Source organism: Bacteroidales bacterium (genome assembly GCA_023229505.1).
Lineage (GTDB): Bacteria > Bacteroidota > Bacteroidia > Bacteroidales > JAGOPY01 > JAGOPY01.
Genome location: JALNZD010000001.1, coordinates 185,405 through 197,293, shown reverse-complemented (window position 1 = coordinate 197,293; position 11,889 = coordinate 185,405). Strand labels below are relative to the sequence as shown.

Genomic DNA, 11,889 nt, shown 5'->3' with positions numbered 1-11,889 from the left:
AGCTGTTAATATCGAGAATAACTCTTCGAGTTATTTCCCGAAATTAACAGCAATATCAATACAAATAGAGTTAATAAATTCAATTAAGAAAAGCAAAATCGTGGTCTAAAGAATGGGGAGTAGTAAAGTTTAATCAGTCCATAATTATTTTCTGCTTGAAAATTAAAGTATTCTTCACGTAGAACTTTTGATCTTAGATACTGGTAGCTTAAATGAGGGAGATAGGGCATTCCTCCAGTAGGATCATCTTCATATTTAAGAAATGTTGAGACTAATTTGCCATTATTGACCTGAGTGGTCCCATTATACTCAATTACTTTTTCATAAGAGACACTATTTGATGAATTTCCTAAGCCCCCAATAGGGCTAGAATATACCATTATTATGGAGCGATCGTACCACAGAAGACAAGGTGGCTCTGCCCATCTCTTAGTAGTAAGAGTATAATACGAAGGAAAACTTGTATTTAAATAGCCGGACTTGTCATAATCAAAGGTTTTATAAGTTGATTTATTTGTAACATGATCATAATTCTTAATTTCCTTAATCCTCAAACCACCTGCAAGATATTCCCTTTTAATTTGTAATTCATCAGGATCGTATTTTTCGTATGTTATCCAAGCAGTTGCTGTTGTAACGCTCCCATTTGCACATAATTTCAATACACACATATCTGTCAGATCAATATTTTCCAAAGGGACTACTATTGGATTATCTTTGATCAGATCGGCTGTAAAAAGAACTTCACCATTATCCCAAAGAATTTGAACTTTACCTTTATGGTGTGTTGGGTCATAAGTACCATTTATAGAAATTTCAGCATGTAATACGAAATTTATATAATTATAATTAGTATCGAAATGTAAGGGCTCTGTTTCGCAAATCTCTGTATGCTCCTCTATCCCTTTCACGATAAAAAATTCAAATCCTCCTGGACTTGTGATTTCTTCTACTGTCGGTAATCTACCATAGGCATTATTCTCATATTTGAACTCTGATGAACCACCTGTAGGGTAATTAATTTTTGTCAAAACTCCAGCACAAGAATAAGTCGTATCGGGTTCTCTATCAGCATCCCCAAGAAGTAAACCACCATAAAGTACTTTTGGTATTGTATTAACGTTTAGGGTAACACCATTGAAAAAGCCCCAATAATCAATAGCATTTGATGTTTTAGGTGGAAGGTTGATTGGGGAGTAATCAAAAGAATATTTTTTATCATTCTTTAAAGATAAATTTCTTTCTAAGTACGGGTATGTCTCGATGAAGGATAATAATCGTAAACGTAACTCTTCCCTTAAAGTACTATTATAATCTACCTTAAAATAGTCATAATTAAATTTGAATTTTCGTGTACCACTTATTGGCGTAACAAACATGATAGAATCCAATTTTCTGCCTCCATCCTCGGAATCACTTGAATTAAATGTGATTACGCCATTTTTAAAACCTATCAACTTTAAATATTTTGCGTCTATATCAGTATTACATGGATTTATATCTGGAGAATGAGGGATATAATTAAATCCATCGTGTTCGTACATTCTAGTTGCAGAATAATTAATGCCTTGAGAATACGGTTGGGATTCATAGTCAAAATATATATCGGTATTTTTCAAAGGATTAATTATTTGGTGAAGATACCAACTTGAGATATAATCCTGCGGATTTGGTCCCTCAATTTCAACATGCGTTGTTTCTGTATAATCTGTCCCATTTCCAAAAATATACACAATACCATCAGGAGCAGTTAATATAAAGCCTGACAAAATGCCCGAGTCATAAAGCGGTTCAATTATTACATCATCAAAGGGTATATTGATTGGTTGGTTGTGATTCCCGAACATGAATGAGCCGCTTCCTTTTCCGTAATTATAATAAAAGAGATCCGGTTCATAATCTAAATAGCCTTTTGCAATTTCATTAACTCGATTATATGCAGTTGTCGCTATTCCAGGTGTTGAAAGTTCATTATAAATCATGCCAGACGAAGGGACTTTCTCGGCATTTTCAAGAAACCCATTATAGTGGTCATCCGGCAATCCTCTCATCGTTCTTGTAATGACTCCTCCGGCATTTAAAGACCAGCCTAATCCTACCCATGTAGCTTCATCCTGAACCCTTATTCCCCCAGCATGATAACTAAGTGAAACTGAAACATCAATTCCTCCTTCACTTAAATCAAGAATAGGAATAGAAATATTCGGTATCCCTGTTGATTTATCTACCGGAATTTCACCATATTTACCCAAAGCAGCCGCATTAGGTGAGGGAGGAACTGAAACGACATTATACCAGACTTCACCTCCTTCTTGGGAAAATGAAGTTTTATGTAAAAATAGATTTATGGACACTCCTATTAAAACAACACTGAATAGAAATTTTTCATTTTTAATGTTCATAGAGTATGCTTTCATATTATAGGTGGGTTCTAAAAATTCATTTTTAGACTTTTTTCAGACACAAAATAGAACCCATTTAAATCTGTGCTGAAAAAGTAAAGTAATATTACAACTAATTTTCAATTTATGTTCAAAAAATCCAAGTTCTCTTCTATTTTTCTCACAACTAACTAATTAACTAACTAACTAACTAACTAACAGGATATTACACCTTACATAAATTCAGTCTTTGGACTTGTTCAAATCTAAAGAGATTGTATGTGAGATTTATCAGCCCGATTATACCAGTTGCTCTTACTATTCCTACAGATTTCACAACCAATCCGTTCATGCTCTGCTCCATAAAGCCGAATACGTGTTCTACTCTTGCTCTTGTTTTAAATTTTATCTTGTTTTTCGCTTTTTGCTTATCAGTCAATGGTTTGCCTCTATATCCTTTTTCGTGAGCTTTATTTTTAAGTTTATGCTTTTTAATTGCTTTCTTCTGCTTTTCGCCAGTATAAGCACTGTCTGCATATAATGGTTGCCCTTTGTCGCTTTTTTCCAGCAAACCATCTAAAGCCTGTGAGTCATGCACCGAAGCATCTGTAACTACATACGTGTTGATGAATTTGCTTTTGGAATCTGCTTTTGCATGATTTTTATGCCCGTAATATTTCTCGCCATTTTTCTTTGTCCATCGGGCATCAATATCTTTGTGCCTTTTTTTATATTGAATATCAGGTTTTTATCATCTAAATATTGTATAAACTGACTGAACAATAATTCTACAACTCCACTATTTGTTAGGTTTTCTCTAAATGCCCAAACGGTTTTTTCATCAGGAACTTTATCGCCAGACTGCAATCCCAAAAACTTTTTAAAACTTAATCTATCGTTTATCTGATATTCAACCTGTGTATCTCCAAGTCCATAATAGCGTTGTAATATCAAGATTTTAAACATCATCACTACATCAAATGGTTTTGCTCCTGCATTGTTTTTCTTTTCTGTATTTAACAGTTTTGATTCTAATGTGCTGCGAAAAGCCTCAAAATCAATAACATTGCTTATCTTCTCTAAAGGATTGCCAATTGCCGACAAACGTTCAATGGTATATTGCTCGTCAAATAATCCTTTTTCGCCCTTTGTTTTATACACTTGTGATGACATCGTGTTTTCGTATTAAATTATTGGCAAATATACACATAATTATTTGAATAACAATGATTTAATTTATAGAACTCCCCTTTAGTTGATGTGAAATTGAGGTTGGAACCTGGAATCAATGCGCATCCAGTCCATGCAGCATATACAGTGTATGCTTTATCGTCTTGGTTATCTCTGCCATGTATTCGTTCACGGCTTTTACACTGCCCGGCAAAACATAGATGATAGTCTTCCCGGCAACTCCGGCCATGCTGCGGCTTAGCAGCGCATTGGGTTTCTCCTGGCCGTACTTCATCCTGATCATCTCCATGATTCCCGGAATTTCTTTTTCTATTACTGATCGCACCACCTCCGGGGTGATATCTCTTGGCCCGATACCGGTTCCACCGGTAGTGATAACAAAATCAAACTGACCGGCAATAGCATCTTTCAGAAGGTTTTGCAGACTTTTATCATCGTCGGGAATAATATGATGTTTGATTTGGCTTTGCCAATTGAGTTTTTTGAAAAAATCTTCCATGAGGGCTATAACCCGGGGGCCGCTTTTATCTTCATAAATTCCCTGGCTGGCCCGGTCACTTAGCGTGATTACCATTAGCCTGTAAATCCTCGGGGTGAAGGTGATCGTATCACCCGCTTTAACTTTCCCCGGCCGGAGTACCCGGCAGAAAATCCCTTCTTTTGGCATGATACAATTGCCAACTTCACGGTAGATAGCACAATTATCACCATGGCATTCCTTGCCGATCTGCGTCACTTCAAGCTCTGCTTCACCGATAATGAACCTGTCGAACGGATGTGTTTCATAGAGGATGATGCCGTCTGTCGTGATATTTTCAGCGAATTCACCAAAGCGGATTTCCCTGCCGGCAGCGGAAGAGAATTTATCGACACTCTCTTTGGCCAGCAGGCTGACCTGCCGGTGCCAATTGCCGGCATGGGCATCCTGTTTTACGCCCAGTTCGTCCAGTTCGATGAAATCAACCGGTTGTTTGATGGTCCCTTTTTTTTCGGAGATATTGACGGATAAGACTTTAATTTCTTTTGACATAATATCAAAGCATTATGGTGTATTACAATACTGTTTGATGACCCTGTAGGCCTGCTCCAGGCCCAGTTCCCCGGCCTGGCTGAGGTCCCGGCAGGCCGAACGGGTATCATTCAGGAAAATGAGGGTCAGCGCCCGGTTAAAGTAAGCTTCAGCAAGCCCTGGCTCCCTTTCAATAGCCCTGCTGAAATCCTGGATGGCACCGGAATAATCCTTCAACCGGACCTTCACATTAGCCCGGTTAAAATATCCGAAAGCATTTTCAGGTTGCATTTTAACTACTTTGTCATAATCCAGCATAGCCAGCTGGTAGTCGGGTGAAAGAGGGACATCTTTCTGCGTTTCCTTTTCGGCCCCTTCCCAGGTAATGGTAACCGGACCGGAGAATTTGTTCCCCACAAATTCCCTTTCCGCCATTTCGAACAAAACATAACCACGGTTTAAATAGGCAAGCGGCTGTTCCGTGTCCAGCTGGAGCGACTTTTCATAGTCCTGCAGGGCTGTATTGTAATTCTGAACCATGCTGTTAATGACCCCTTTTAAGAAGTATGCCTGCGCGGAAGAAGGATCGTGGCTCAGCATGCTGTCGGTAAGTATCAACCGCTGGTATGCCTGTTCCAGGCCCAGTTCAACATGGTCATTGGAAATAACAAACTGTACTCCGCCGGTATTTTTTTCATTCAATTCTTTAAGTTCATGGAAAGCGTAACCTGTCCGGCTTTGGTCGAAGATCATCTGGTCTTCCAGCGCAAATTGCACCATGAAAGCCAGCTCGAGGTCGACAGACTTATCCGGAGTAACATTATCCAGTTTCACAGCCACAAAATCTGCCTCAAATTCCATGATCTTGTTAAAATAGGCCGAATCGGCAAATTGCTTGACGGTCAGGCTGTCATATCCGTATGTCTTCACTGCATCAATGATTTCAATGGCTTTCTGGTAATCTTTATAGGCGCCCTTTTCATCTTTGAGCGACTTCTTAGCTTCCGACCTGTTCAGGTAAGCGCCGGCGAAATCCGGAAAAAGTTCGATGGACCTGGTATAGTCAGCAATCGCCGCCCGGTAATCCTCCAACATGTGAAAAATTATAGCCCTGTTATAGTAAGTGTAGATGTTATCCGGATTCAGCAATAAAACTTTGTTATAATCATCGAGGGCACCATACAGGTCGTTAAGCTGGGATTTTAGAAGGGCTCTGTTATAAAACGACAATGCATTGTAAGGATCCAGTTCAATGACCCGTGAATAATCCTCCATTGCGCCGAGTGTATCGCTGCTGTGATAACGGGACATGGCCCGGTTAAACCAGGTATAGGGATTATCAGGATTAAGTTTGATGGCGTATTGAAAATCTTCAACCGCACCGGTAAAATCTTTTGTATCATACCGGATTACCCCGCGTCGGAGATAAGCTCCGTCATCGTAAGGATCCAGTTGTATGGCCTTGTTACAGTCCTTGAGTGCGCCATCGTAATCTTTAAGGGAAGTCCTTGCCACTGCACGGTTCATATATGCCAGCGGTTTTTTAGGGTCGATCCTTATGGCCGAATCCAGGTCAATGAGCGACCATAAGTAACTGCCCATGTGAATCTTAACTGTCCCCCGGCTGATGAGCAGGTCAGGATCATAAGGCTCAAGTGAAATGGCCCGGTCGAGGTCCTGCAATGCTTTATAATAATCCTGCAGGTTATCCCTGACCAATCCCCTGTAATGCCAGGCGACGACAAACAGGGGATGCAGTTCGAGGGTACGAGAGAAATCATTTTCCGCACCTATGAAATCGCCGAGGTTGTATTTAGCAATTCCCCTCAGAAAATAGGCTTCAAAATTATCTTTATCAAAACGGACGACGGTATTGAATTTATTGATTGCATCCGCGTAATTGCCCTTGGACAGCTCATTCCGCCCCACGGTCATGAAATACTCTGTGTTTACCTGGGAAAATAGGCTCAGGGAAGAGGAGAAGAGGAGAAGAAGGAGCATCCAGCGCATCGGTAAGGGTGGCTTTTGAATTTTCAATTTTCAACTTTCAACTTTCAATTTCCTAAATGTCTGTCTTGCTCTTTTCCATCAGCTTGACTTCACTTATCACCATCCCTTTATCCACCGCTTTACACATGTCATAAATGGTCAGCAAAGCTACTGAAACCGCGGTGAGCGCTTCCATTTCCACGCCGGTCTGGCCAACGCAGCGGGCTTCGGCCGTGACCGTCACCCCATTCTCCTGCAGATCGGTCAGAACCTCAATTTTTGTGATGGGAAGCGGATGGCAGAGCGGAATCAGTTCGCTGGTCTTCTTCCCTGCCTGTATCCCTGCAATCTGGGCAACAGTGAGCACATCCCCTTTCTTGACCTGGTTTTCCCTGATGAGCCTGATCGTTCCGGGGTCCATCCGGATATGACCTGAGGCTTTTGCAATCCTGAGCTGATCTTTTTTGTGGCTGACATCGACCATTCGCGCTTTGCCACCTTCATCAACATGGGATAGTTCGTTCATCTTAAGTTTCTGGTTTCAAGTTTCAAATTTCAAATTTCAGACTGTTGACAGGGAACTGGGAACTGAGAACTGTTCTCATCCCCCGATCCTGTAAAACTCCTCTTCCCGGTTAAACGTTCCGCACCTGGGTTTGTTGTCCACGGCCTTAAGAATCGCTTCCCTTGCACCAAGTTCCCTGACATTGAATCCCGTTGCATTGAAAAGACAGGGTTTGACCATCCCGTTGGAAGTCAGGCGCAGCCGGTTGCATAAGCGGCAGTTGCCCCCATCTCCTCCTTCAACAACATAGAATTCTCCTACTGCCAGGTCCATTTGACGAATGAACCTCACCTGGTAATTATTTTCTTCCGCAAATCGTTTCATCTGAATGGCATCTTCTTCATCTGTCAGTTCCCCGACTACGCAATTGATCTTGATCGGGGTAAGGTCTGCTTCACTTGCTTTCCTTAATCCTTCAAGCACATTTTCCAATGATCCGCCACGGGTGATATGCTGATATCTGACCGGGTCGAGCGTATCGAGACTGACGTTGATCCGGTGCAGACCGGCTTCTTTGAGAGGGATGGCAAATTTATCCAGTAAGATCCCGTTGGTTGTCATCGAAAGGTCCTCAATCCCTTCGATCCCGGCGATCATCTTCACCAGGTCGGTGATGCCACGGCGCACCAATGGCTCACCGCCCGTCAGCCGGATTTTCCGGACACCCATTTCCACAGCGATACGGGCAACTTCAGTTATTTCATCAAAACTGAGAATGTCCTCATGTTTCAGCAACTGTATCCCTTCTGCCGGCATGCAATACATGCATCGCAGGTTGCAACGGTCGGTCACCGAGATCCGCAGGTAGTCTATATAGCGGTCAAACCGGTCGTACATCGATCAGGTCTCCTACAGACAGTTTCGTGATACCGAGGGGGATGGCAGCAATGGCGTGTGCAGTGGCCAGGGCAAAAATATGGGCTGAACCGTGGTATTCAAGAGGATATACCCGGCCATCCCGGATTTGCACCGGGAGCCATTGCATCCGGTCAGACCTTTTGCGTTGATAATCCAGGCCCAGGGGGAGGCGAAGACTCCGGACAGGTTCCCGCACGCCCATCATCTTCCAAAGCATTGGTTTGACCAGGATTTCAAAGATTGTAAAGCAGGAAACAGGGTTTCCCGGGAGGCCGAAGACCCTCTTATCGCCTATTGTCCCGAAAATGGTCGGTTTCCCGGGTTGAAGGGCGATGGTACTGAAAAGGATATCAATCCCTGCTTTTTCGAAGATTTCCGGAACAAAATCAAAGGTTCCCATGGAAACACCACCGGTGATCAGGACAACGTCAGACTGCGCTAAAGCTTCAGTTATCATCCGGAAAGTGTCCTCTTCACTATCGGATGCAATGCCCAGGTAAGCCGGGATAGCCCCTGCTTTACCGGCTTGTGCCGTCAATTGGTAACCATTGCTGTTCCTGATCTGGGAGATTCCCGGTTTCAGATGGGGTTCCACGATCTCGTCGCCTGTTGCGATCACTGCCACTTTTGGCCTGATGGCAACTTTTGGATTTACATATCCCACGGCTGCCATAATGGCGATGTGCTGGGGGCTTATGAGGGTTCCGGATGCAAGGACGCGTTCGCCTTCCCTGATATCTTCCGCGAAGGGTGAAATGTTGATCTTGGTCTTTTCCCCGGTAAATCTGACTTTGTCTGGTGTAATTTCAGCACTTTCCTCCTCCATAAACACGCAATCTGCTCCTTTTGGGACTGGGGCGCCTGTCATGATGCGCGTGCATTGCCCGGAGTGGATCTTTTTCGTGGGAAACACTCCGGCCCTTACCGTTTCAACTACTTCAAGCGGCTGGCGGATGTCAGTTTTCCGGCAAGCATAACCGTCCACGGCCGAGCGGTTAAAAGGAGGCATATTTATGTCCGAAAACACATCTTCAGCAAGCACCCTTCCGGTTAATTCCTGTAATGAAACTGTTTCATTTCCAGTTGGGTACGTATGAATTAATACGATTTGTAACGCCTCTTCGTAACTGATCATGAATCTTTGAAATTTGATGTGTAAAAGTAGGAATATAATCCCAAAGCCTGGGGCATTTAAATTCTCCTTAGATAGGCCCTAAGCCCTAAAATCCACGCTCCTTGTAGTAATCGTAAATCTCAAACTGCGCCCGGTGGGTCACGCTATCCTGGGTCTTGCGGTACTGGTTGAGGTTATCAGAGCCCAGGTATCGTGATTTGACATTGTCGCGCATCTGAATGTGAAGAACATCCCATAACTCCTGCTGAATATCTTTATCGAAAATGGGGCAGACGACTTCAATGCGATGATCGAAGTTGCGGGGCATCCAGTCGGCCGAAGAGGTGAAATAGCGCGGATCACCACCATTGCAGAAAACGTAAACCCGCGAATGTTCGAGGAATTTATCAACGATGGAAAAAGCGTGGATGTTTTCGCTGATGCCAGGCACTCCCGGCTTGATCACGCAAATCCCCCGGTTGATCAGGTCGATGTGAACCCCTGCCTGGCTGGCTTCATAAAGCCTGGCCGCTATTTTCCGGTCGACTATGCTGTTCAGTTTGATTATGGCCCAGGCATCCTTGCCTTCACTGGCATTTTGAATCTCCCTGTCAAGCAACCCCATGAAGAATTCCCGCACCTGGAAGGGTGATACGATCAATGTCTCGAATGTCGGCAGGATGAACTTGCTTTCAAGCAGCTCGAAAATATTGTATACATCGCAACATATCCGTTCGTCGCAGGTAAGCAGGCTGAAATCGGAAAAGACCTTTGCCGTAGTTTCGTTGTAATTCCCGGTGCTGACATTGGCATAAAGCTGGTTGGAGCCATTTTCATGGCGGCGGATCAGGATCAGTTTGGCATGGACTTTATAACCGGGAATAGTCTGGATAACCTTGACCCCTTCCTCCTGCAAACGTTGGGTCCAGTAAATATTCGCCTCTTCATCGAAACGGGCCTGGATTTCCATGAAAACCGTCACGTATTTCCCGTTGCGGGCAGCGTTAATGAGGGCATTCATCGCGGCGGAATTGCGCGTAGTCCGGTAAAAGACCATCTTGATAGACCTCACCTGCGAATCGATGGATGCTTCCCTCAACAGGTCGATGATATACTGGAACGACTGGTAAGGGAAATTCAGCAGGACATCTTTTTTCCTGATCGCTTCAAACATGCTGTGATGTTCACGGAGATCCCTGTGGGGAAGGGGAGGAGCCGGAGGATACCGCAGTTTGTCATGCCCGACCTTGGGAAATTCCATGAAATCTTTAAAATTATGATACCTTCCACCGCCACGCATAGTATCCTTCTTCGAAATATTGAGCTTCTTGGTCAGCAATTTCAGCAGGTCATCCGGCATGGAATTATCGTAAACGAATCTAACCGCTTCTCCTAATTTTCGTTTCTTGACACTTTCACTCAACAGCTCAAGGAAACTCTTGGAAACATCATTGTCGATTTCCAGTTCAGCGTCACGGGTGAATTTGATCGTATAGGTATCAAACCGGTCGTAACCGAAAGGTGAAAATATATCTTGCAGGCAATAGCGGATGACATCATCCATCAGGATTATGAAACATTTACTTCCATCATCGGGCAATGAAATGAAGCGCCCTGTCACATCGGTCGGTACCTGGATCAGGGCAATTTCCTTGGCTTCAGGATCAAACGATTTCCTCAACCTGATCGTGAGGTAGATGGAAGCGTCTTGCAGGGAAAAAGAACTCCTGCCGCCATTGAGCATAAGTGGGAAAAGATTCGGCCTGACCTTATCGCGGTAAAATTGCATGACAAACGCTCCCTGTATGGGTGTAAGCTGGGTTTCGTCGATCAGATGAATGTTATTTCTGGCCAGTTCTTTCGTGACTTTTGTGTAGGCCCTGGTAAACAGTTTTTCCTGGCTGGAAACAATCTCCAGTACCTGATCCAGGATATTTTTATATTTGGGATCGGGTACAGGCTCATTTTCCTGCAGTTTGATCATCCGCTTAAGCGTTGCCACTCTCACACGGAAAAATTCGTCGCGGTTGTTGGAATAAATACCAAGAAATTTAACCTGCTCAAGAAGTGGTGTCGCCGTGTCCATGGCTTCCTGCAGCACCCGTTCATTGAAATGAAGCCAGCTGATCTCGCGGTTAAAATAATATTGATCGGATTCATCCATAAAAACACAGACATTTTTCAGCCCGAATGGAGGGCTTTGGTTTTGAATTGCAAAGTTAATCAAGTTGCAGTTGGGTGGATAGGAATTCTTCCATCGAACCACCCGGGCTTATTCTTATTTTCCCGGCAATTCTTTAGGAAAGAGAATGAAATTCGTTTTCCGGCCAGCATTAGCCACTTTCTCCCATTTGTCCGTATCAAAAGTAAAGCTGACCACTCCCGAAGTTGGAAGGTTGTCGATAGGGGATTTCAGGAAAATATTTACAAAATCTGTCAATGAAGGGTTATGGCCAACGATCATCACCGAGTCGAAGCGGTCGGGCAGATCATAGAATTGGTTCAGGATATCGTCACCATTGCCATGATAAATCTTTGAATCGATCTTGATGTTTTCGATAGGGTATTTTAAAGCGTGTGCCAGGATTTTAGCCGTTTCATGCGCCCTGACGGCATGGCTGGAAATAATGTAATCAACCTTGATATGTTTTTCATGCAGGTAATCAATGACCTTTTTGATCCTTTTCTTACCTTTCTCCAGCAACGGTCGTTGTTCATCTGGTATATCTATCATATTCCATGATGATTTAGCATGCCTGACGATGTAGATGGTTTTCATTCG

The 11,889-nt window shown here is 43.4% G+C and carries 8 protein-coding genes and 1 pseudogene; all 9 read right to left on the bottom strand.

The features are described 5' to 3' along the window. Positions 1 to 83: 83 nt before the first annotated feature. Entirely contained in the window at positions 84 to 2,417 is a 2,334-nt protein-coding gene (locus M0Q51_00820) for a hypothetical protein (GenBank protein ID MCK9398521.1), read from the bottom strand. A gap of 190 nt (positions 2,418 to 2,607) precedes the next feature. Beyond that, a pseudogene (locus M0Q51_00815) lies at positions 2,608 to 3,554 on the bottom strand (IS5 family transposase). Positions 3,555 to 3,666: 112 nt separating this feature from the next. Continuing rightward, positions 3,667 to 4,602 (bottom strand): molybdopterin-binding protein, encoded by a 936-nt coding sequence (locus tag M0Q51_00810; GenBank protein MCK9398520.1) that lies wholly within the window; start codon positions 4,600 to 4,602, stop codon positions 3,667 to 3,669. Positions 4,603 to 4,614: 12 nt separating this feature from the next. Beyond that, the gene (locus tag M0Q51_00805; GenBank protein ID MCK9398519.1) at positions 4,615 to 6,618 is read right to left on the bottom strand and encodes a tetratricopeptide repeat protein; all 2,004 of its coding nucleotides are present in this window, start codon (positions 6,616 to 6,618) and stop codon (positions 4,615 to 4,617) included. 25 nt (positions 6,619 to 6,643) lie between these two features. Next, positions 6,644 to 7,096: a cyclic pyranopterin monophosphate synthase MoaC gene (gene moaC / locus M0Q51_00800; protein MCK9398518.1), complete on the bottom strand. Its 453-nt coding sequence runs from the start codon at positions 7,094 to 7,096 to the stop codon at positions 6,644 to 6,646. Between the two features lie 75 nt (positions 7,097 to 7,171). Further along, positions 7,172 to 7,972: a radical SAM protein gene (locus M0Q51_00795; protein MCK9398517.1), complete on the bottom strand. Its 801-nt coding sequence runs from the start codon at positions 7,970 to 7,972 to the stop codon at positions 7,172 to 7,174. Then, positions 7,956 to 9,128, bottom strand: a complete 1,173-nt coding sequence (locus tag M0Q51_00790) for a molybdopterin molybdotransferase MoeA (protein ID MCK9398516.1) — start codon at positions 9,126 to 9,128, stop codon at positions 7,956 to 7,958. Before M0Q51_00790 ends, M0Q51_00795 begins: the two co-directional genes overlap by 17 nt. An 85-nt stretch (positions 9,129 to 9,213) precedes the next feature. Then, positions 9,214 to 11,271 (bottom strand): polyphosphate kinase 1, encoded by a 2,058-nt coding sequence (gene ppk1 / locus M0Q51_00785; GenBank protein MCK9398515.1) that lies wholly within the window; start codon positions 11,269 to 11,271, stop codon positions 9,214 to 9,216. A 114-nt stretch (positions 11,272 to 11,385) separates the two neighbouring features. Beyond that, a complete protein-coding gene (locus M0Q51_00780; GenBank protein MCK9398514.1) occupies positions 11,386 to 11,886 on the bottom strand; it encodes a histidine phosphatase family protein in 501 nt (166 codons plus the stop codon). Positions 11,887 to 11,889 lie beyond the last annotated feature (3 nt).

Bases quoted from the DNA above. Each gene is read 5' to 3' on its own strand.
- M0Q51_00795 (MCK9398517.1), bottom strand. From the start codon at position 7,972: ATGTACGACCGGTTTGACCGCTATATAGACTACCTGCGGATCTCGGTG.
- moaC (MCK9398518.1), bottom strand. From the start codon at position 7,096: ATGAACGAACTATCCCATGTTGATGAAGGTGGCAAAGCGCGAATGGTC.
- M0Q51_00810 (MCK9398520.1), bottom strand. From the start codon at position 4,602: ATGTCAAAAGAAATTAAAGTCTTATCCGTCAATATCTCCGAAAAAAAA.
- ppk1 (MCK9398515.1), bottom strand. From the start codon at position 11,271: ATGGATGAATCCGATCAATATTATTTTAACCGCGAGATCAGCTGGCTT.
- M0Q51_00780 (MCK9398514.1), bottom strand. From the start codon at position 11,886: ATGAAAACCATCTACATCGTCAGGCATGCTAAATCATCATGGAATATG.
- M0Q51_00790 (MCK9398516.1), bottom strand. From the start codon at position 9,128: ATGATCAGTTACGAAGAGGCGTTACAAATCGTATTAATTCATACGTAC.
- M0Q51_00820 (MCK9398521.1), bottom strand. From the start codon at position 2,417: ATGAAAGCATACTCTATGAACATTAAAAATGAAAAATTTCTATTCAGT.